General features: G+C 66.1%; 18 protein-coding genes. 9 read left to right on the forward strand and 9 right to left on the reverse strand.

From position 1 onward, the window contains the following. Positions 1–120 precede the first annotated feature (120 nt). Both AC1PQG_RS02450 and AC1PQG_RS02455 read right to left on the reverse strand, forming a co-directional pair. Positions 121–594, reverse strand: coding sequence for a type 2 periplasmic-binding domain-containing protein (locus AC1PQG_RS02450; protein WP_481121090.1), 474 nt, complete (start codon positions 592–594; stop codon positions 121–123). A gap of 8 nt (positions 595–602) precedes the next feature. Next, on the reverse strand, positions 603–1,670 hold the full coding sequence (locus AC1PQG_RS02455; RefSeq protein WP_481121091.1) for a hypothetical protein: 1,068 nt from the start codon (positions 1,668–1,670) through the stop codon (positions 603–605). Positions 1,671–1,676: 6 nt separating this feature from the next. Between AC1PQG_RS02455 and AC1PQG_RS02460 the strand changes: the two genes are divergently transcribed. The 9 genes from AC1PQG_RS02460 (at position 1,677) to ubiD (ending at position 13,890) form a co-directional block, all read left to right on the forward strand. Continuing rightward, the gene (locus AC1PQG_RS02460; protein ID WP_481121092.1) at positions 1,677–3,485 is read left to right on the forward strand and encodes a sensor histidine kinase; all 1,809 of its coding nucleotides are present in this window, start codon (positions 1,677–1,679) and stop codon (positions 3,483–3,485) included. Further along, positions 3,482–4,846, forward strand: a complete 1,365-nt coding sequence (locus AC1PQG_RS02465) for a sigma-54-dependent transcriptional regulator (RefSeq protein ID WP_481121093.1) — start codon at positions 3,482–3,484, stop codon at positions 4,844–4,846. The genes AC1PQG_RS02460 and AC1PQG_RS02465 overlap by 4 nt, the downstream gene beginning before the upstream one ends. A gap of 118 nt (positions 4,847–4,964) precedes the next feature. Next, complete coding sequence (locus AC1PQG_RS02470; protein ID WP_481121094.1) at positions 4,965–5,627, forward strand: TetR/AcrR family transcriptional regulator; 663 nt, start codon at positions 4,965–4,967, stop codon at positions 5,625–5,627. Beyond that, positions 5,624–6,757, forward strand: a complete 1,134-nt coding sequence (locus AC1PQG_RS02475) for an efflux RND transporter periplasmic adaptor subunit (RefSeq protein ID WP_481121095.1) — start codon at positions 5,624–5,626, stop codon at positions 6,755–6,757. Before AC1PQG_RS02470 ends, AC1PQG_RS02475 begins: the two co-directional genes overlap by 4 nt. Continuing rightward, positions 6,754–9,933 carry an efflux RND transporter permease subunit gene (locus AC1PQG_RS02480; RefSeq protein WP_481121096.1) on the forward strand — a complete coding sequence of 1,060 codons (3,180 nt, stop codon included), beginning with the start codon at positions 6,754–6,756 and terminating at the stop codon, positions 9,931–9,933. The genes AC1PQG_RS02475 and AC1PQG_RS02480 overlap by 4 nt, the downstream gene beginning before the upstream one ends. Before the next feature lie 83 nt (positions 9,934–10,016). Continuing rightward, positions 10,017–10,670 (forward strand): protein-L-isoaspartate O-methyltransferase family protein, encoded by a 654-nt coding sequence (locus AC1PQG_RS02485; RefSeq protein WP_481121097.1) that lies wholly within the window; start codon positions 10,017–10,019, stop codon positions 10,668–10,670. 11 nt (positions 10,671–10,681) lie between these two features. Next, complete coding sequence (locus tag AC1PQG_RS02490; RefSeq protein ID WP_481121098.1) at positions 10,682–11,005, forward strand: rhodanese-like domain-containing protein; 324 nt, start codon at positions 10,682–10,684, stop codon at positions 11,003–11,005. A 21-nt stretch (positions 11,006–11,026) separates the two neighbouring features. After that, positions 11,027–12,343, forward strand: a complete 1,317-nt coding sequence (locus AC1PQG_RS02495) for a TolC family outer membrane protein (RefSeq protein ID WP_481121099.1) — start codon at positions 11,027–11,029, stop codon at positions 12,341–12,343. 74 nt (positions 12,344–12,417) lie between these two features. Further along, complete coding sequence (gene ubiD / locus AC1PQG_RS02500; protein ID WP_481121100.1) at positions 12,418–13,890, forward strand: 4-hydroxy-3-polyprenylbenzoate decarboxylase; 1,473 nt, start codon at positions 12,418–12,420, stop codon at positions 13,888–13,890. Between the two features lie 48 nt (positions 13,891–13,938). Here the strand turns inward: ubiD and AC1PQG_RS02505 are convergent, their stop codons facing one another. The 7 genes from AC1PQG_RS02505 to gap all read right to left on the reverse strand — a co-directional run bounded on the left by AC1PQG_RS02505 (position 13,939) and on the right by gap (position 21,412). Then, positions 13,939–14,424, reverse strand: a complete 486-nt coding sequence (locus AC1PQG_RS02505; protein ID WP_481121101.1) for a hypothetical protein — start codon at positions 14,422–14,424, stop codon at positions 13,939–13,941. A 6-nt stretch (positions 14,425–14,430) separates the two neighbouring features. Continuing rightward, entirely contained in the window at positions 14,431–15,528 is a 1,098-nt protein-coding gene (locus AC1PQG_RS02510) for a flavin monoamine oxidase family protein (RefSeq protein WP_481121102.1), read from the reverse strand. Positions 15,529–15,745: 217 nt separating this feature from the next. Continuing rightward, positions 15,746–16,315 carry an alpha-ketoglutarate-dependent dioxygenase AlkB family protein gene (locus AC1PQG_RS02515; protein WP_481121103.1) on the reverse strand — a complete coding sequence of 190 codons (570 nt, stop codon included), beginning with the start codon at positions 16,313–16,315 and terminating at the stop codon, positions 15,746–15,748. A 19-nt stretch (positions 16,316–16,334) separates the two neighbouring features. Beyond that, positions 16,335–17,672 (reverse strand): (Fe-S)-binding protein, encoded by a 1,338-nt coding sequence (locus tag AC1PQG_RS02520; protein WP_481121104.1) that lies wholly within the window; start codon positions 17,670–17,672, stop codon positions 16,335–16,337. Positions 17,673–17,796: 124 nt separating this feature from the next. Further along, the gene (locus tag AC1PQG_RS02525; RefSeq protein WP_481121105.1) at positions 17,797–18,957 is read right to left on the reverse strand and encodes a diguanylate cyclase domain-containing protein; all 1,161 of its coding nucleotides are present in this window, start codon (positions 18,955–18,957) and stop codon (positions 17,797–17,799) included. 174 nt (positions 18,958–19,131) lie between these two features. After that, entirely contained in the window at positions 19,132–20,316 is a 1,185-nt protein-coding gene (locus AC1PQG_RS02530) for a phosphoglycerate kinase (protein ID WP_481121106.1), read from the reverse strand. 67 nt (positions 20,317–20,383) lie between these two features. Continuing rightward, the gene (gene gap, locus AC1PQG_RS02535; RefSeq protein WP_481117321.1) at positions 20,384–21,412 is read right to left on the reverse strand and encodes a type I glyceraldehyde-3-phosphate dehydrogenase; all 1,029 of its coding nucleotides are present in this window, start codon (positions 21,410–21,412) and stop codon (positions 20,384–20,386) included. Positions 21,413–21,503 lie beyond the last annotated feature (91 nt).

Below are 21,503 nucleotides of genomic sequence, written 5' to 3' on the forward strand. Positions count from 1 at the left end.
AGGGGGATCAAGTGATTGATGTGATGAGGAAAATTGGCTTTCTGCGGGGGCGTCAGGGCCTTGCGAAAGGACTGCAAGAACTTGCAGTACTGCAAAAAAGGTAGACAGGGATTGCAGGCGTCAGCGCGGGCAGGGCAGGCCGTCGTCTATCGTCAGCACCACATTCACCCGCTTGTCGGCGAGGCAGACCGGCACGTAGCCGATGGCGCCCGGCGTGGTGGCGATGAGGCGGATCACGGCCTCCTCGGAACTGGCGACGAAGGGAGGCAGTTCGCCATGGAAGTACTGGTCGCGCCAGTAGTCGTCCATTTCCTCCGGCGTATGGCCGAGCACGGCGACGGAGAAGGCCCGCCGGATGTTCTGGCCGGCCGGCAGATTGACCGGTGCAATCCGGCGGCCGTCCGGCCACAGGCGTTTCTTGCGCTTGAAGATCAGTGCCAGCTCGTGCTTGTCCAGGTCGCGGATCGGGTAGCCGGGCGTGACGATCACTGCGATACCGGACAACTCGGCGGCGTCGGCCAGGCCGGCGGCACCGAGCAGTAGCGGTGCGAGGCACGCTGCGATGCCGCGGCGCAGGATGGGGACGAAGGACATCAGTGGGCTCAGAACAGCACGCTGATGGAGGCCAGCAGGCCTTCCGGCGTGCCGTCGGGCAAGTGACTGCCGCCGGTGACCTCGGCCTTCAGGGACAGGGCCCGGTCGTAGCGGTAGTTGAGGCCGGCGACCCAGTTGCGGGCCGGGTGGTCGGTGCCGTCCAGGCGCATTTGCTCGAAGCGGCCGACGGCGTAGAGGCGGCCTCGCAGTGGCGCCACCACCTGCACGAAGCCGCCTTTCTCGGTATGCGGTGCGCCGGCGCTGGAGCCGCGGTAGATGCCTTCGCCGGAGATCTCCCAGCGATTGTGGGTCCACAGGAAATCCATGCCGGCCAGGCGCTTGCGCTCGCCCCGGGTCTGGTCCTGCTCGAAATCGACGAGGGACAGGCCGACCTGCAGTTTGCTGCTGACCGGCAGGTTGAAGTGCACGCCGCGGGCTTCGGTGAACGGGTCTTCGGCGGGCTTGCGGCGCAGTTCGGTGCCGGACGAAACGTAAACGGAGTAGTCCATCTCCCGCTCGCCGATTTCGGTCGTGCCCTGCAGCATCACGCCGGTGGCGTAGCCGGGGAAGACCGCGTGGGTCACCATCGGGCGGGACGTGGTCCACACCAGCGGGTCGGCGTGGATCGGGTTCCAGCGCCCGATCGGGGTCAGGAACTTGCCGACGCGTACGGTGGCGGTGTCGTTGACGGTGTAGTCGAAGTAGAAACGCTCCAGAGCCAGGAAGCGCTCTTCGTCCGGGCCGGTGCGCTTGGTCGCCAGGCTTTCCTCGAAGTCGGTCTCAGAGAAGAACTTGAGCCGCCCGCCGCCTTCCCACCACAGCATCAGGCTCAGGTGGTCGGCCGTCACGCGTGGATCGCGGCCGCGAACGTCGTCGTAGCGCGCGGTGGCGTAGCCGCCGACGGTGAAGCCGCTGTCGCCGAGGGGCAGGCCACGCCCCAGTTCGTAGTTGCCGAGGCGGATCGGCGTCGGGGCTTCATCCCCGTCGTCGGCCCGGGCCTGGGTGTTCAGCAGAAGCAGGGCCGGCAGCAGGACGTACAGGCAGGCCCGCGCTTTTTCGTATACTCGGCAGTCCATGTCCCGATGCGGTTCTCCGTCGATAACGTGCCCAGACCGGTAACGATCCGCAGCACCCTGCTCAAGGCCTTCGTCGTGGTGGCCCTGGCGCCCGCCATACTTCTGGCCGGCCTGGCGTTTGTCAAGGCGCGCCAGGCCTTGCAGGCCGAGATCGAGCAAAGCCTGGCCAGCCAGGCGGGGGCGATTGCCGCCGACCTGGACAAGGTCCTGTTCGAGCGTCTGCAGAACGCCGCGATCTGGAGTCGCCTGGAGGTCATGCAGGATCTGCAGGTGCAGGACGTGGATCGCCGCCTGTCCGCGTTCCTCGCCCGCCTGCAGGAAGGCTACGGCGGGGTGTATCGGGATCTGTCGGCGTTGGACACAGCCGGGCGGATCGTCGCCAGTAGTCGGCCAGCCGCTTTAGGCCAGGTGATCAAGCATGATCGATCTGACCGGAAAGTGAGCCTGTCCGGCACTCCGCTGGCACTCAGCCTGCCGGCGCTGGGGGCTGTGGGACCGGCGGCCAGCCTGTCGATCGGCGCGCCCATCCTGTCCCGTTTCGACGATGCGCCCCTTGGCGAACTGCGCCTGGAGTTCGACTGGCAACAGGTGGATGCGATGCTCGACCGGGCCGCCGGCGACGGTCGCACGCTGGCCATCATCGACGGCAGCGGTCGTCTGATTGCGGCATCCCGCCGCCTGCGCGACGGCCTGTCGGCAGACTCCGGGCTGGCGAGCGGATGGGCCCGCATCCCGACGGCGGCCGGTGCTTACGTGCTCGATGCGACGCCGGCCTATGGCGCGACGGTGGCGGTCGGCGTTGGCCGGGCTGCGGCCTTTGGCGGTTTCGAAGGCCTGGGCTGGCGCACATTGGTGATCCAGCCCCTCGACGAGGCGCTGGCACCGATTCACCGCATGGTGGCGATCGCGCTGCTGCTGCTCGGGGCGCTGGTGGGCGCGACCCTGCTGCTGGCAGCGTGGGTCAGCGGAGCGATCGCCCGGCCCATCGTTGCGTTGACCGAGTTCACCCGCCGTTACCGGCGCGATGGTCGTCTGGCCGGCGCGCCGCCCGGTGGGGCCGGAGAGGTCGGCGAACTGTCGACGGCTTTCGTGGAAATGGTCGGCCACATCGACGAATCCCAGCGCAACCTGGTGCGGGCCTCCAAGCTGGCGATGGTCGGTGAGATGGCTTCGGTGATTGCCCACGAGGTGCGTACGCCGCTTGGAATCATCCGCTCATCGGCGCAGATGCTGCGGCGGGAGCCGGGTCTGTCGCCGGAAGGGCGGGAGATGACCGGCTTCATCGACAGCGAGACCGAGAGGCTCAACCGGCTGGTATCGACGATGCTCGACAGCGCCCGGCCGCGGGCGCCGGTGTTCGTGCCGACCGATGTCCACGGTCTGATCCGCCGCTGTTTCGCGCTGCTTGCGGGCCAGGCGTCCAAGAAACAGGTGGTCTTCGCCGAAGCCCTGGATGCGACGGATCCGGTTGCTGAACTGGACGCGGAGCAGATGAGTCAGGTTTTTCTCAACCTGATCCTCAACGCGCTGCAGATCCTGCCGGAAGGTGGCACCGTCAAGGCTTTCAGCGTGGATCTCGGCGATGCGCTGGAGATCGGCATCGGCGACGACGGGCCGGGCATCGTGGCGGAGGAGCGCGAGCGCATCTTCGAGGCGTTCTTCTTTCGCCGGGAAGGCGGCGTGGGCCTCGGCCTCGCCATCGTGCAGCAGATCGTCCAGGCTCATGGCGGCACCATCGTGGCGGGGCAGAGCCCCCTTGGCGGTGCCTTGTTCACCCTTCGCCTACCCCGTCATGCGGGGCCGCACAGCTCATGAACCCGAGTTACATCCTCGTCGCCGACGACGAACCCCACATGCGCCGCGTGCTGGAGATCATGCTGCGCCAGATGGGGCACACGGTCTTCTCCGCCGGTGACGGCCTGGAAGCGCTGGAGTTGGCCCGCGAGAACCCCCTCGACCTGATCATCACCGACATGCGCATGCCGCACATGGACGGCATCACGCTGCTGTCGCGCCTGCGCGAGGAAGGGCTGGCGGTGCCGGTGATCGTCATCACCGCCCACGGCACGGTGGAGTCGGCGGTGGATGCGATGAAGCGCGGCGCCAGCGACTATCTGCTGCGGCCCTTCGACCTGGAGGCCCTGGAACTGGCCATCGAGCGGGTGCTTGGCTCAGCCCGCATGAGCCGCCAGAACGCCTTCTTGCGGGAGGAGCTGAACCGCGGCTGGGAGGGCTTCGTTGGCACCAGCGCGCCGATGCAAGCCGTCTACCAGCAAATCCGCCAGGTGGCACCGAGCAAGGCGACGGTGATGATCACCGGCGAGACCGGCACCGGCAAGGAACTCGCCGCGCGGGCGATCCACGCGGCCTCGCCGCGGGCCGAGCGGCTCTTCGTACCGATCAATTGCGCGGCGATTCCCGCCGAGATGCTGGAGAGTGAGCTGTTCGGCCACGAGAAGGGGGCCTTCACCGGTGCGGTGAAGGAGCGGGTCGGCAAGTTCGAACTGGCCGACGGCGGCACCCTGTTCCTCGACGAACTCACCGAGATGCCGATGGCCCTGCAGGCCAAGCTGTTGCGGGTGCTGCAGGAGGGCACGCTGGAGCGCCTAGGCTCCAACCGGACGATCACCCTCGACCTGCGCATGATTGCCGCCACCAATAGGGACCCGCGGCAGGCGATTGCCGACGGGCAGTTGCGGGAGGATCTGTTCTATCGCCTCAATGTGTTCGCCATCGCGCTGCCACCGCTGCGTGAGCGCAAGGAGGACATTCCCGGCCTGGTCGCCCACTTTGCCGCCAAGCACGGGCGTAGCGGTGCCACGCCGCTGGCGGAGCCGGGGCTTTACGAGCATCTGGCCACCTACGCTTGGCCCGGCAACGTGCGGGAGCTGGAGAACATGGTCGAGCGGGCGCTGGTGCTGGCCGGCGGCGGCACTCTGCGGCAGGTGCATTTCGTCTTCGATACGCAGCCGGTCGTGCCGGCCGTCGGTGCCTCTGACGTGGCCTTGCCCGAAGGCCCTATGCATGAGGTCGTCGAGGCTCTCGAACGGCGCATGATCGAAGCGGCCCTGAGCCGTTGCGACGGCAACAAGACCCGCGCGGCGGCGCAGCTGGGGATCAGCGAGCGAACCCTCTGGTACAAGCTCAAGAAGCTCCGGAGCGACGACGAGGAATAGGTCGGACAGGGGCCGCAAGCCGCTGGCTTGATGCGCGCGTCCAGCTTCTTTCATTTGTCCTTTACTCCGCGCGGCGCTTTGGCTAAATTACTGACCGGTTAGTCAGTAATTCGATGCCATGAGTCCCAACGACCCCATCCGCCGTCAACGCCGCAAGGAGGCCCGCCCCTCCGAACTCGCCGCTGCCGCACTGTCCCTGTTCATCGAAAAGGGCTTCGCAGCGACGCGCCTGGATGAGGTGGCGGCCCGCGCGGGGGTATCCAAGGGCACGCTGTACCTCTATTTCGACAGCAAGGAAGCGCTCTTCAAGGCGGTCATCGAAGAAGGCGTGCTGCCGCTCTTCGATGAGATGGAGGCCAAGCTGGAAACCCTCAGGGACGACCCGGAGCGTTTGCTGCGGGAGATTCTGCTCGATTGGTGGCAGAAGGTCGGCCAGACCGACCTGGGCGGCATTTCCAAGCTGATCATCGCCGAGGCGGGCAATTTCCCGGAGGTCGCCCGTTATCACCACGAGGCCGTCATCGTGCGCTGGATGGCGCTGCTCGGCAATGCCATAGACATCGGTATCGAGCGCGGTGTGTTCCGTCCGCTGGACGTGCCGACCCTGCGCCAGCTGGTGTTCTTCCCGTTGCTGATGCTGTCCGTCTGGAAGAACTCGATGGCCAGCTGCGTGGTGGGCTGTGCTGCGCCGAGTCTGGCGTCCGACACCTATTTCGATACCTATTTCGACATGATCTTCCGCGGCCTGCTGGTCGCGCCCCGCGAGGAGTCCCCCCGATGAAGCGCAGTCTGGCCCTGAGTTTCCTTGCTGCAGCGGTGTTGGCTGCCTGTTCGAAGCCGGCCCCGGTGGCTGAGGCGCCGCGTCCGGTGCTCGTCCACAAGCTGGCCCTGGCGCCGGTGGCAGCCGGTGCGCTGTATGCCGGCGAGGTGCGGGCGCGCTATGAGTCGGACCTGGCGTTCCGTATCACCGGCAAGATCATCGAGCGCCGCGTGGACGTGGGGACGACAGTGAAGCCGGGTCAGGTGCTGGCCAGGCTGGACCCGAGCGACGCCGGTCTCAACGCGGAAGCGGCCCGTGCCCAGCTGGCGGCGGCGCAGAACGAGTATGCCTTTGCGAAAGCCGAGGTCGAGCGCTACCGGGATCTGGTCGGCAAGAACTTCGTCAGCCGCAGCGTGCTGGATGCCAAGGAGTCCACCTTCAAGTCGGCTGAGGCGCGTGTCGCCCAGGCCCGCGCGCAGGCGACCGTGGCCGGCAACCAGAGCGGCTACACAACACTGGTGGCCGACCAGGCCGGCGTGATCACCGCGGTCAGCGCGGAAGTCGGGCAGGTGGTCAAGGATTCCGCTGTCGTCATGAAGCTGGCCCGCGATGGTGAGCGGGAGGTGCTGATCGCCGTGCCGGAAAGCCGTTTGTCGGCGCTGCGCGCGGCGAAGGATATCGAGATCCGCCTGTGGGCCCAGCCCGATGCGGTGTTGCATGGCAAGGTCCGCGAGATCGCGCCGAGCGCCGACGCGGCGACCCGTACCTACGCCGTGCGGGTCAGCATCGTCGATCCGACCCCAACACTGCAGTTGGGCATGACCGCCAATGTGGTGCTGCCGGACGCCCAGGCTGCGGCCGGCGTCCTGCTGGTGCCCGCAACGGCGGTATTTGAACACGACGGCCGCAGCGCGGTGTGGGTGATGCAGGCCGAGGGCGCGCTGGTCAAGCCGGTGCTGCGGCCGGTGACGGTGCGCCAGTACCGGGAGGATGGCGTGCTGATCGCAGACGGCGTGAAGCCCGGCGAGACCATCGCCGCGGCCGGCGTGCACAAGATCGTCGCCGGCCAGCTGCTGCAGCCGGTGGCGTCCAATCAGCCCGCGCCCGCACCAGCCCCGGTGAGCGTGAAAGCGGCGGGGGGCGGCGCGTGAAGCATTTCAACCTGTCGGAATGGGCGCTGCGCCACCAGCCCCTGGTCCGCTACCTGATCGTCGCGCTGGCGCTGGTCGGCATCCTGTCCTACCAGCAGCTCGGCCAGTCCGAGGATCCGCCCTTCACCTTCAAGGTGATGGTGGTGCGCACCGAATGGCCGGGGGCGTCGGCACGGGAGACCGAGGAACAGCTGACCGACCGCATCGAGAAGAAGCTGCAGGAGGTCCCCAACGTGGACTACATGCGCAGCTATTCGCGGCCAGGCGAGTCGGTAGTGCTGTTCGTCGCCAAGGATTCGACCCCCGCCAAGGACGTGCCGGACATCTTCTACCAGGTGCGCAAGAAGATCGGCGACATCAAGGGCACGCTACCGGCGGGCATCCGCGGGCCCTACTTCAATGACGAGTTCGGCGACGTGTTCGGCAACATCTACGCGCTGACCGGCGACGGCTTCGACTACGCCCGCCTGAAGGCCGAGAGCGACAAGATCCGCGCCGAGCTGCTGCGGGTGCCCAACGTGGCCAAGGTGGACCTGATCGGCGAGCAGGAACAGCGCATCTACGTGGAGCTGTCCAACACCAAGCTCGCCACTCTCGGGCTGGACGTGCAGACGGTGACCGATGCGCTGGCGCGCCAGAACGCGGTGGCCCCCGGCGGCTACTTCGAGACGAAGAACGAACGCATCTACCTGCGCCCGAGCGGCGCCTACGACACCGTCGAGGCGATCCGCGAGACGCGCATCCAGGCCGGCGGGCGGGAGTTCCGCATCGGCGACATCGCCACCGTTGCGCGGGGCTTCGTCGAGCCGCCGGCGCCGCGCTTCCGCTTCAGGGGCCAGGATGCGCTGGGCCTGGGCGTGTCGATGGCCAAGGGCGGCGACATCATCGAGCTGGGCGACGATCTGAAAACCACCGTGGCGCGCATCCAGTCCCAATTGCCGGTCGGCCTTGAGTTGAAGGAGGTGGCCAGCCAGCCGGAGGCGGTGCAGCGCTCGGTCAGCGAGTTCGTGCACTCCCTGGCCGAGGCGGTGATCATCGTGCTGGTGGTGTGCTTCTTCTCGCTGGGTCTGCGCACCGGTCTGGTGGTGGCGTTGTCGATCCCGCTGGTGCTCGGCGTGACCTTCTTCGGCATGCGCCTGTTCGACGTGGGCCTGCACAAGATCTCCCTGGGCGCGCTGATCCTCGCGCTGGGCCTGCTGGTGGATGACGCGATCATCGCCGTCGAGATGATGCTGGTGAAGATGGAGCAGGGCTGGGAGCGCTCGAAGGCGGCGGCCTTCGCCTATACCAGCACGGCCGGCCCGATGCTGTCCGGTACGCTGGTGACCGTGGCCGGTTTCCTGCCGATCGCCACCGCGCAGTCTTCCACCGGCGAATACACCCGCTCGATCTTCCAGGTGAATGCGATCGCGTTGCTGGCGTCCTGGCTGGCCGCGGTGGTGGTGGTGCCCTACCTGGGCTACGTGCTGCTGCCCGATCCGCGGGCGCCGAAGAACACCAGCTGGTTTGCACGCCGCTTTCCGCGCCTGGAACGCTTCAAGGATCGTATCGGCCTTGGCGACCCGCACGTGGAAGGGGACGAGGACGCGGTGTTCCGCACGCCGTTTTACAACCGCTTCCGCGCCGTTGTGGATTGGTGCGTGGCCAAGCGCTGGGTGGTGATCGCCACGACGCTGGGGATCTTCATTGTGGCGATCGTCGGCTTCGGCCTCGTGCAGCAGCAGTTCTTCCCGAACTCCACGCGATTGGAGCTGCTCATCGACCTGCGCCTGCCTGAGGGTGCCAGTTTGCGTGCGACCCAGGCCGAGGCGGAGCGGCTGGAGCGCATCCTCGACAGGGAAGAGGGCATCCAGAACTACGTGGCCTATGTAGGTACCGGTAGCCCGCGCTTTTACCTGCCGCTGGACCAGCAGCTGCCGGCCGCCAATTTCGCGCAGTTCGTGATCCTGACCGACAGCATCCCGGCCCGGGAGGCGCTGCGGGAGCGCATGATCGAACTCTTCAAGCGGGATTTCGCCAACCTGCGCGCCAACATCACGCGTCTGGAGAACGGTCCGCCGGTGGGCTTCCCGGTGCAGTTCCGTGTGAACGGGCCGGACATCGCGACGGTGCGCCACTACGCGGCCGAGGTGGCCGGGGTGATGCGCGGCAATGCCAGCCTGTCCGACGTGCAACTCGACTGGGACGAGCAGTCCAAGGTGCTGAAGGTCGAGGTGGATCAGCACAAGGCGCGCCTGCTGGGTTTGTCCACGCAGGACGTGGCCAACTTCCTGAACACTTCGTCGCGCGGCCTGGCGGCCACCAGTTATCGGGAAGGCATCGAGTCCATCGACGTGGTACTGCGCGGCGATGCTTTCGAACGCGACAAGCTATCCCTTGTCGCCGAATTGTCGATTCCGACGCGGACCGGCAAGTCGGTGCCGCTGGGGCAGGTGGCGACGGTCAGCTACGCCTTCGAGCAGGGCCTGGTGTGGCGGCGCAACCGGGAGCCGAGCATCACCGTGCGTGGCCAGATCTACGACAGCCGTGTCCAGGCGCCGACCGTCACCGCCCAGGTGGAGCCGCTGCTTGAGCCCATCAAGGCGCGCCTGCCGGCCGGTTACCGTATCGAGACCGGCGGCGCGGTGGAGGAGAGCGCCAAGGGGCAGAGTTCGGTCAATGCCGGCTTCCCGCTGTTCCTCGGGGTGGTGCTTACGGTGCTGATGGTGCAGCTCAACAGCTTCTCGCGGACGGCGATGGTGGTGCTGACCGCGCCGCTGGGGCTGATCGGGGTGGTGTTGTTCCTGCTGCTGTTCAACCAGCCCTTCGGCTTCGTCGCGATGCTCGGTACGATTGCCCTGTTCGGCATGATCATGCGCAACTCGGTGATCCTGGTGGACCAGATCGAGCAGGACATGCACAAGGGCCTGCCGGCCTGGAACGCCATCGTCGAATCGGCGGTGCGCCGTCTGCGCCCCATCGCGCTGACCGCAGCGGCGGCGGTGCTGGCGATGATCCCGCTGACCCGCAGCGCCTTCTTCGGGCCGATGGCGGTGGCGATCATGGGTGGCCTGATCGTTGCCACGCTGCTGACCTTGCTGTTCGTGCCGGCGCTGTACGCCGCGTGGTACCGGGTGAAGCCGGTGCCGCCGGGCGGGAGTGCTACGGATGATCTGCGCAGTGCACAACTGAGCTAAAATTCGAAAGTTTTTTCGCAACCAATTCAGGCATGCAGATCATCAATATTAGCTTGTGCTAATATTTATCCGGGAGTCACACAATGAATTTCGAACAAGCACGATTCAACATGGTTGAGCAGCAGGTCCGCCCCTGGGAGGTTCTGGACTTCGGCGTCCTCGACCTGCTGATGAGCGTTCGCCGTGAAGAGTTCGTGCCGGAAGCGTACAAGTCTCTGGCCCTGTCGGAAGCCGAGATCCCCCTCGGACACGGCGGCAGCATGCTGGTCCCGGTGATCGAAGGCAAGATCCTGCAGGCCATCCAGGTCAAGCGTTCCGACAAGGTGCTCGAGGTCGGCGCCGGCTCCGGTTACTTCGCCGCACTGCTCGCCGCCAAGGCCGATTGGGTGCGCACCGTCGACATCGAGCCGGCGCTGGTCAACATGGCCCACGACAACCTCAAGCGCTATGGCGTCGAGAACGTCATCGTCGAAGAAGGCGATGCGGTGAGCGGCTGGGCCGGCAATGCCCCTTACGACCTGATCGTGGTGTCCGGCGGCGTGCCGCGGATTGCCGACTCCCTGCTGGAGCAGGTCAAGGTCGGCGGCCGTCTGTTTGCCTTCGTCGGCGAAGCCCCGCTGATGACCGCGACGCTGGTGACCCGTGTGTCCGAAAGCCAGTTCCGCACCGAGTCCCTGTTTGAAAACCTGGTTCCGATGATGCGCAACGCGCCGCAGAAGAGCCACTTCACTTTCTGAGCACAGCCGCGATGAATCACATCACCCCTCCGCAACTGGCCGAATGGCTGCAGGACGAGACTCGTCCGTCGCCCTTCCTGCTCGATGTCCGGGAGCCTTCCGAATTCCAGTACTGCGCCATTCCGGGCTCGGTGCTGATGCCGATGGCCAGCGTGCCGGCGCGCATGCAGGAACTGGAGCCGGATGCGGAGATCGTGGTGATCTGCCATCACGGCGGCCGCAGCATGCAGGTGGCGATGTTCCTGGAACGCCAGGGCTTCACCAATCTGATCAACCTCGCAGGGGGCGTGGCCCAGTGGGCGGCCCAGGTCAACCCGAGCATGCCCCAGTACTGAGCAACAGGGACGGAGCACGGGATGAAGCGTCTGGCGGTGGCGATGGTAGCGGGGCTGTTGGCGGCAGGTGCGTCGGCGGCAGATCTGGAACAGGTCTATCGCGATGCGCTGGCCTACGATGCGCCGCTGGCCGCGGCCCGGGCCTCCCTCGCTGCGGGGCAGGAAAAACTGCCGCAGGGGCGTGCCGGGCTGCTACCGTCCATCGGCCTGTCCGGCAACACCACCTGGAACGACATGGATCCGCGCCGTCCGGCGGGCTCCTCGGTTGGCTTCAACAGCCACGGCTGGCAGGTGCAGCTGACCCAGCCCCTGTTCCGCTGGCAGAACTGGGTGCAGTTCAAGCAGGGTGAAATCCAGGTGGCGCTGGCCGAAGTGCAATATCGCCAGGCGCGTCAGGATCTCGCCTTGCGTGCTGCCCAGGCCTATTTCGACGTACTGTCCGCCCAGGATGTCCTGGCCGCGGCAACCGCGCTGCACGAAGCGAACAGCCAGCAGCTCGCACTGGCGAAGAAGAGCTTCGAGGTCGGCACCGTGACCATCACCGACGTCCACGAGGCCCAGTCCCGGGCCGACCTGTCGTCGGCACAGATGATCGCAGCCGACAGCGATCTGGCCGTCAAGCGCCATGCGTTGTCGGTGCTGACCGGCAAGGACACCGATGGCCTCAAGGGTATGCGCAAGGGCGTCACGCTGAGCCGGCCGGAGCCGGGTGACATCCAGTCCTGGGTCACGGCCTCGGAAGGCAGCAACCTGTCCGTACAGGCGGCCCAGCTGGGGGCGGAACTGGCTGGGCGGGAGGTGGAGCGCAATCGCGCCGGCCATCTGCCGACGGTGGACCTGGTGGCCAGCCATGGCAATACCGTGTCCTCGACGGCGGCCATCCTGCCCACTGCGCCGGTGCGTTACGACATCGATTCGACGGTGGTCGGCGTGCAGGTAGCGGTGCCGTTGTTCCAGGGCGGGGCGACCAGCTCCCGCGTCCGCGAGACGATGGCGCTGCGTGACAAGGCCGGTGCCGATCTCGACAACGCGCGTCGCAACTCGGCACAGAGCGCCCGTCAGGCCTATCTCGGTGTGACCAGCGGCCTGGCCCAGGTGAAGGCTTACGAGGCGGCGCTGGTGTCGTCCAGCTCTGCTCTCGACGCCAACAAGCTCGGCTACGACGTTGGTGTGCGCATCAATATCGATGTGCTGAACGCCCAGAGCCAGCTCTACGATACCCAGCAGCGGCTGGCCAAGGCCCGCTACGATACGCTGCTCGCCCAGCTGCGTCTGAAGGCGGCGGCGGGTACCCTCGGTGACGAGGACATCAAGGCGGTGAACGCCTTGCTGGACTGAACTACCCGGCATCCGGGCGAGGAACGGCCGCAGCAGCGGCCGTTCGCTTTTCAACCATTCCAGCCATTCCTTCCATGCGATACACAGACCTGCGGGATTTCATCAGCCAACTGGAGCGTCTCGGCGAGCTCAAGCGGATCAAGGCGGAAGTCGATCCGCACCTGGAAATGACCGAGATCTGCGACCGCGTGCTGCGCGCCGGCGGGCCGGCGATCCTCTTCGAAAATCCCAAGGGCCATCGCGTGCCGGTGCTGGCCAATCTGTTCGGCACGCCGCAGCGGGTGGCGCTGGGCATGGGCGTGAGCGGGGAGGACTGGCAGGGGGCTCTGCGTGAGGTCGGCAAGCTGCTGGCCTTCCTGAAGGAGCCGGAGCCGCCGAAGGGCCTGAAGGATGCCTGGGACAAGCTGCCGGTGTTCCGTCAGGTGCTCAACATGTCGCCGAAGACGGTGTCGTCGGCGCCCTGCCAGGAGGTGGTGAAGGAAGGCAAGGGCGTGAACCTCGCCGAGTTGCCGATCCAGCACTGCTGGCCGGGTGACGTGGCGCCGCTGATCACCTGGGGCCTGGTAGTGACCCGCGGCCCCAACAAGACCCGCCAGAACCTGGGTATCTACCGCCAGCAGGTGCTCGGATCCAACAAGGTCATCATGCGCTGGCTGGCCCACCGCGGCGGCGCGCTGGATTTCCGCGACCACCAGCTGGCGAACCCGGGCCAGCCCTTCCCGGTGGCGGTGGTGCTGGGCTGCGACCCGGCGACCATCCTCGGCGCGGTGACGCCGGTGCCGGACAGCCTGTCCGAATACCAGTTCGCCGGTCTGCTGCGCGGTGCCAAGACCGAGCTGGTGAAATGCCTGGGCTCCGACCTGCAAGTGCCGGCCTCGGCGGAGATCGTGCTGGAAGGCGTGATCCATCCCGGAGAAACGGCCCTCGAAGGGCCTTACGGCGACCACACCGGCTACTACAACGAGCAGGCCGAGTTCCCGGTGTTCACCATCGAGCGCATCACCAGCCGGCGCGACCCGATCTATCACAGCACCTACACCGGCAAGCCGCCCGACGAGCCGGCGATGCTGGGCCTGGCCCTCAATGAAGTCTTCGTGCCGCTGCTGCAGAAGCAGTTCACCGAGATCGTCGATTTCTACCTGCCGCCGGAGGGCTGTTCCTACCGCCTGGCCGTGGTCAGCATCAAGAAGCAGTACCCGGGGCACGCCAAGCGCGTGATGTTCGGCATCTGGAGCTTCCTGCGCCAGTTCATGTACACCAAGTTCATCATCGTCGTGGACGACGATGTGAATATTCGTGACTGGAAGGAAGTGATCTGGGCGCTGACCACCCGCATGGATGCGACGCGGGACACCACGCTGGTGGACAACACGCCGATCGATTACCTGGACTTCGCCAGTCCGGTCGCAGGCCTGGGCTCGAAGATGGGCCTCGACGCGACCAACAAGTGGCCGGGCGAAACCCAGCGGGAATGGGGCACGCCCATCGTCATGGACGCGGCCGTCAAGGCGCGGGTCGATGCGATGTGGAGCGAGCTGGGGCTCTGACGGCCGGGGATTCCGCCAATGGTTCCATGGTGCGTGTGCCGCTCGCGTTCAGGCGGCCACGCCCGCCATCGCGTGGCTGCCGGTATCCACTAGCAGGTCGTTGGCGGTCAGCGCGAAATCCTTCCAGGCGGCGGCCAGTTCCCGGCGCATTTCCAGTTGGTAATCCACGCTGGGCAGGTGCTCTTCGGCGAAGTTGGAGATTGCGCAGGAGCTGCGGTTGAAGCGCAGCGCGTCGTCCAGCAGGGCTTCGCAGAAACCCTGGAAGGGCTCCAGGATACGCAGCGTGAGGGCCGACCAGCCACGTTCCACGCGGACCCCGCGGCTGTCGAAGGGCAGTTCGTAGAGCATTTCCAGCGCTTCGCGGAAAAGGACGGCGGCCGTGTCGAGAATGGCTTGCTGGGTCAGGTGCTGGCGCCGCTGGGCCGACAGGTTCCGATGCAGGGTGATCCGGTAGCGGTCGAAGCTCTGCTTGCGCTGTTTGGCAACCCAGGCCGAAAAGCGGGCGATGCACAGGTCGTTGGTTCCGATGCTCATGATGTTTCAGTTCATCAGGGCCCGGTCGAGGGCCAGTTCCTTGAGGATGCGGCCGGCTGCCTCGAGGGCGCCTTCCATGTAGCCGCCGCCGTAGCTGGCCGTTTCCGAGCCGCCGAAGTAGAGCTTGTCGTTCCAGTGGGACAGGCGCAGCGCCCGGTTCCCGTATTCCGGATGGCCATCCGGCGGGGTGTGGTCGAGGAGGCTGCAGGTGTAGGCTTCCGATGCCCAGTCCTGGATGAACGGCGTGCTGCGCTCCGCTGCGGCGCCGAACAGTTGCACGAGCTGACTGCGCACCAGCATCGGCAGGCCGCTGCGGAAGGACTCCCGCAGCGCCGGTGGCATGGCGACGAAACCGCCTAGGGCGGCGCGACCGGCCGGCTCGTCGCTGGCATCGAAGACCTCGGCCAGCACCGCCTGCGGATGGGTGACGAAGGCGTTGCCGGTGTGGCCGGCGTCATGCCAGAAAGGGCGTTCGAAACCGCATATCGCCTTTGCGCTGCCCGCCATCCAGGTGGGCGTGTCGCGCAGGATCTGGCGCAGCGGAGCGGAGAGGGCCGGCGAGAAATCCACTCTCTCTTCGAGCAGGCGCGGTGGAACGGCCAGCACCACGTGGCGTGCCTTTACGGTGATCGGTTCGTAGCCGCGGAGAAAGTGCAGTTCCACGTGATTGTCGCAATTACGGACGGCCATCAGCACGTGGCCGAAATTCAGGCTATGCCGCGGCAGGCGTTTGGCGAGGGCTGTGATCAGCGCACCGACGCCGCCGGAGACCCGTCGAGCACCGCCGTGCACCGGTCCGGCGGATAGGGTGACCGGGCCGGCGCTGGGCTCCTTGAGGTGCAGTACGGTCTCGCCGTCGGCCTGGGCAAATTGGCGCAATCCCAGGTCGGCGATCAGCCGGGCGATGCGGGGTTGGGTATCCGGCCAGAACCAGGTGGGGCCCAGATCGGCGGGCAAGCCTGGCGTGGCGTTGTCGCTGGACATGATGCGACCACCGAGGCGCGTGCGGGCTTCGAACAGGGCGAATTCTTCGCCGCGCGACGCGAGGCCGTTGGCAATCGCCAGCCCGCATAAACCACCGCCAACTATGACCGTATCCAACATGCTGCTGCTCCGGATGATCGTTATGGTCAAACGTGCAGCAAGCTTTGTTCCATGTCCTTGAAAAAATTGCGATTTATTGTTAAGTACATGAATCTAATAATTATTGTTTCAAGGGCTGATATTTTTAAAAACCCTTTTATTGTGTCGGGTTTGTGCCTTCAGATGACATTTCCGCACCGTTGTAGGTTGATCTGCCTCTGCGATTGGTGCGCGAATGTCATGCCTCCGGGCGTACCAGGCGGAATGTCAGGTTGAGGCGCGGCGGAATGACGAGCGGATCTGCGAGGACAGCATGCTCCCAGTCCTGCTGGAAAGGCGGGTCCATGACCAGGAGGGTGCCGGAGGGGAGCGGGACATGCTGCGCCTCACCCAGCGGGCGGGGGCGGACCGAGAAGCTGCGGGTGGCGCCCAGGCTCAGGGACGCGATGGCCGGAGAGGGGCCCAGATCGGGCTCGTCGTCGGCATGCCAGCCCACGGCATCCTGGCCGTTGCGGTAGAGGTTGAGCAGGACGGCGTTGAAACTCAGTCCGGAAACCCGTTCGATTTGCTCGCGTAGGGCGATCAGCGTGGGTGTCCAGGCGTGGGAGTTGTGCAGGTTGTCCGCGTAGCGATAGTCGATGCCGGGATCGGCATACCAGGCCTGCAGGCGGGGCAGCGCGAAGCGCCGGCCGGCGGCAAGGTAGTAGCCGTCGTTCCACGAGGTTTCGGCGAGCAGCTGGTGGAACCGCTGATCCGCCTGCGCCTCGTCGAACAGGCGGCCGATACGCAGCAGCGGGAGCGTCCGCATCGCGGTGAGCAGCATGCGGTCAGGCCAGTGCGCGTTCGAGCAGGAGCGCCACGTGCTGCGCCTGCCGCTCCACGCCTTCAAGGATCTGGTGGCGGCAGGAGAAGCCGTTGGCGAGCACCATCGCGTCGGGGGCCCTGCGCAGCGCCGGCAGGAGGTCGAGTTCGGCCATCTGAAAGGAGATGTCCCGGTGCTCGGCATCGAGGCCGAAGCTGCCGGCCATGCCGCAACAGCTGGCTTCGATGAACTCGAATTCGAAGTCGGGGATCAGGCGCAGTACCTTGCGCAGGGACTTCATCGCGCCGACGGCCTTTTGGTGGCAGTGGCCATGCACCAGGGTCTTGCCGGCCGGCAGGGGCTTGAGCTTGAGCTGCAGCTGCTTGCGATCGTGTTCGCGGGCGATGAATTCCTCGAAGAGGTAAACCTGCTTGGCGAGCCTTTCCGCGTCGGTGCCGAGGCCCAGTTTGAGATGGTCGTCACGCAGCGACAGGATGCAGGAGGGTTCCAGTCCGACGATCGGAATTCCCGCCTCCAGGGCTGGCCGCAGGGCCGTGTGCATGCGCTGGGCTTCGGCGCGGGCTGCCTCGATCTGGCCCAGGGACAGGTAGGTGCGGCCGCAGCACAGGGGGCGTGAGGGGGCGACGTCGTCGGCAGAAGGCTCCAGGCTGATGACGCGATAGCCGGCGGCGCTGAGGACCGCGTGGGCGGCCCGGGCGATGGCCGGGTCGAAGTGGCGCGCGAAGGTATCCACGAAGAGCATGACCTCCCGCCCTTCGGCATTGCCGGCGGCAGGTGGCTGGTAGGCTTCCGGGCTGGGCTCGGGCAGCGTGCGCCGGGCCGAGATGCCCAGCCAGCGTTCACCGAGACGGGCCAGCAGCGGCAGGCGGTTGCGTAGCTTCACCAGTTGGCGGAGCAGCCCGCCATGCTGCGCCAGCAGCCGCGGCAGCGCGGCGAAGAGCCTGTCGCGGCGCGGTGTGCCGAGGGCCAGGTTGCGCTGGGCCTGATATTCGATCTTGATCGCCGCCATGTCCACCTGGTTGGCGCATTCGCGTTTGCAGCCTTTGCAGCCGACGCACAGGTCCATTGCGGCGGCCAGGCGGGGATCGGTGAACGACGCTTCGCCCAGCTCGCCGTTGAGGGTGGCCTTCAGCAGCAGGACGCGCCCGCCGGGAGATTGGCCAGGGGCGTCGGTGGCGCGGAAGCTGGGGCACATGACGCCCTTCGGCTTGCGCTGGCACAGGCGGTCGCTGATGCAGACCGCGACGGCCTTGGCAAAATTGCCGCCGCTGGCCGGAATCCCGGCATAGGCGTCGCCTTGTCCGGCGGTCTCATAGGATGACCAGTCCAGTTGATGTTTCATTGCTCTCTCCGTACCGGAGAGAGCAAGCAAGCTGGGTGCCAGGCTTCTTTTGTTTATGGATCAATGGGTTGTCTTGGATGCTTGTGTCGCATCTGCGACAAGTGAGGCATGGCGAGGCCGGCACTCAGGCGGTATGCCAACGGTTGCCGCCCGCGCCCTTGGCCTTGTACATGGCCTGGTCGGCAAGGGCCAGTAGATGGTTCAGGTCGTAACCGTTGTCCGGGTAGCAGGATACGCCGATGCTGATGCCGAGCCGGCAGCTGGGGAAGTCGTTGCCGGGCACTGCTACCACGCTGGCGATGATCCGTTCGCAGAACAGCGCGATATCTCGGTTCCCGTGCAGTGCGGGGCAGAGCATCACGAATTCGTCGCCGCCGATCCGCGCCACGATGTCGGTGGCGCGGGCTGCGCTCTCGAAGCTGTCGGCCAGGCTGATCAGGATCTGGTCACCGGCGAGATGGCCGAAGCTGTCGTTGATCGGTTTGAAGCCGTCCAGATCGAGCAGCAGCAGCGTGCCGGCCTGGCTGTCGATGCGGGCTCGCGACAGGATGCCTTCGGCGGCTTCGACAAACGCCTTGCGGTTGGCGATGCCAGTCAGTGGATCGTGGCGAGCCATCTCCCGCCAACGGCGGCTGTCGGCCTCTACGCTGCGATACTTATCCAGCATGCCGAAGATGATGAGCAGGAAATTGGCCAGCGCCAGTACGAAGGCGCCGGTCTGGATCGCACGCAGTTCGTGGGTGCGGCGCACGGATTCCTGCTCGAGCACCGAGGTCAGGGTGTTCATCAGATCCAGGATCTCGCGGTTGTGGCGCACCATGTAGTCCGCCGCTAAGGAGAGTTCGCTCGCATCGGCGCGGGGCTGGGCGGCCTGAAAGGCGATGCCTTCGACTGGAGCGATGAGCTTGCGGGCCGTTTCCACCGCTGGGGCTCCGGCGTCGCCAACCTTGTCCAGCCGCAGGGGATTGCCATCGCCGCCGAGGGTGTCCCCGCCTTCTGCAAACGCGTTCAGCGTCCGCCGGAACAGTCCGAAGGCCTCGTTGAACTCCTGGTGTGCGGTGTCGGAACTGGCGTTGGGAGCGGTGGCCAGCAGCAGGGCCTTGGTAGTCTGCTGGGACAGCATCCGCTGGCGGCCGGCCAGATTGATGGCTACCGCGTCGCGGGCAACCTGGTCGGCGATCCACAGGTTGATCAGCAGCACCGTCAGGTCGAGGGCAACGAACATCACGATGGCTGCCACCAGGCGGCGGGGCGATCCGAGCAGGGCGCTTACCGGAATGGGCATGGATCGTGTCTTTCGTCTATGCAGGGAGGGGCGTCAATACAAATGGGTAGTGGATGAATTATTGTCAATGAGTGCCCATTCTGACGTGTGTCATCAGGGAAGGCGACCACTGGCGGCAAAAAACAAAAATGCGGCCCGGATGGGCCGCATTCTGGTGTGCCGGGGAAGAACCGTTCAGTCGTTGAAGCGGGCTTCCAGCGCCGCGATGGCGGGCAGGGTCCGGCCTTCGAGGAACTCCAGGAAGGCGCCGCCGCCGGTGGAGATGTAACCCACGTCGTCGGCGATGTGGAACTTGGCGATGGCGGCCAGCGTGTCGCCGCCGCCGGCGATGGAGAAGGCTTCCGAGTGGGCGATGGCCGAAGCCATCATCTTGGTGCCGCCGGCGAACTGGGGCAGTTCGAAGACGCCGACCGGGCCGTTCCAGACGATGGTGCCGGCGTTGGCGATGATCTGGGACAGCTTGGCGGCAGCCTTCGGGCCGACGTCGAGGATGCGGTCGTGGGGGCCGACCTCATCGACGGAGACCTTGTTGGCGCGGGCCATGGCGGAGACTTCGTCGGCAACGACGACGTCTTCGGGCAGCGGCACTTCGGCGCCGCGGGCCTTCATGATGTCCATAATGGCCTGGGCTTCCTTGACCAGCTCGGGTTCGGCCAGGGATTCGCCGATGCGCTTGCCGGAGGCCAGCAGGAAGGTGTTGGCGATGCCACCGCCGACGATCAGCTGGTCAACCTTGTCGGCCAGTGACTTGAGGATGGTCAGCTTGGAGGACACCTTGGAACCGCCGACGATGGCTACCAGCGGACGGGCCGGGGCGTGCAGGGCCTTGCCGAGGGCGTCGATCTCGGCGCCCATCAGGATGCCGGCGCAGGCGACTGGCGCGAACTTGGCGATGCCGTGGGTGGTGGCTTCGGCGCGGTGGGCGGTGCCGAAGGCATCGTTTACGTAGACGTCGCACAGGGCGGCCATCTTCCGCGCGAGTTCTTCGTTGTCCTTCTTCTCGCCCTTGTTGCAGCGGCAGTTCTCGAGCAGCACGACCTCACCGGGGGCGACGTCGAAACCGCCGTCCACCCAGTTCTGGATCAGGCGAACCGGCTTGCCGAGCAACTGGCCGAGGCGTACGGCCACCGGTGCCAGCGTGTCGTCGGCCTTCAGCTCACCCTCGGTCGGGCGACCCAGGTGGGAGGTGACCAGCACCGCGGCGCCACCCTTGAGGGCGTACTCGATGGACGGGATCGAGGCGCGGATGCGGGTGTCTTCGGTGATGTTGCCGGCGTCGTCCTGGGGCACGTTGAGGTCGGCGCGGATGAAGACCTTCTTGCCCTTGACGTCGAGGTCGGTGAGTTTCTTGACTTGCATGATGATGTTCTACGTGTCGTCGGATGTGAAAACGCCCCGCACGGGGCGGGGCGTCGATACGGCGGAATTACTTGGCGTTCACGAAGGCGCGGGCCGCGTCGAGCATGCGGCAGGAATAGCCCCACTCGTTGTCGTACCAGGCCAGCACCTTGACCAGCACGGAGCCGTCTTCACCCTTGATGACGCGGGTCTGGGTGGCGTCGAAGGTGGAGGATACGGTGGTGTGGTTGAAGTCGGAGGACACCAGCGGCTCGGTGTTGACGGCCAGGATGCCCTTCAGCGGGCCGTTGGCCGCAGCGGTCATCAGCTCGTTGATCTCTTCCTTGGTGGTGGCGCGCTCGGCGGTGAAGGTCAGGTCCACCAGCGACACGTTGATGGTCGGGACGCGCAGCGCGAAGCCGTCGACCTTGCCGACCAGTTGCGGCAGCACCAGGCCGACGGCCTTGGCGGCGCCGGTCTTGGTGGGGATGATGTTGGCGGCAGCAGCGCGGGCGCGGCGCAGGTCCTTGTGGCGGACGTCCACGGTCACCTGATCGTTGGTGTATGCGTGGATGGTGGTCATCAGGCCCTGCTTGATGCCGACGCTGTCGGCCAGGATCTTGGCGACCGGGGCCAGGCAGTTGGTGGTGCAGGAGGCGTTGGAGACGACGGTCATGTCGCCCTTCAGGACCTCTTCGTTCACACCCATGACGATGGTGGTGTCCACGTCGTCACCGCCGGGGGCGGAGATCAGCACGCGCTTGGCGCCCTGCTCGAGCAGCGCGGCGGCCTTGGCCTTGGTGGTGTAGGCGCCGGTGCATTCCAGCAGCACGTCCACGCCGTGGGCGCCCCAGTTCACGCCCTTCGGATCCTTGGTGGAGTAGAACGGGATCTTCTTGCCGTCGATGATGATGACGTTGTCGCCTTCGGTTTCCACGGAGGTGGCGAAGCGGCCATGGGTGGTGTCGTACTTGAGCAGGTGGGCATTGGTGGCCAGATCGCCGGAGGCGTTGATGGCGACCACGTCGAACTCGTTTTGCAGACCCTGCTCGTAAATGGCGCGCAGCGTGCAGCGACCGATACGACCGAAACCATTGATGGCAACTTTGATGCTCATCGACTCTTCTCCCTAGTGTAAATGCACGAAACCGAAAATCACTGACATGCGGTGCCCTGCGGCACCGCATGTATCGTTTGGGGCGCGCAGC

This window comes from Zoogloea sp. GDB6 (genome assembly GCF_056724105.1).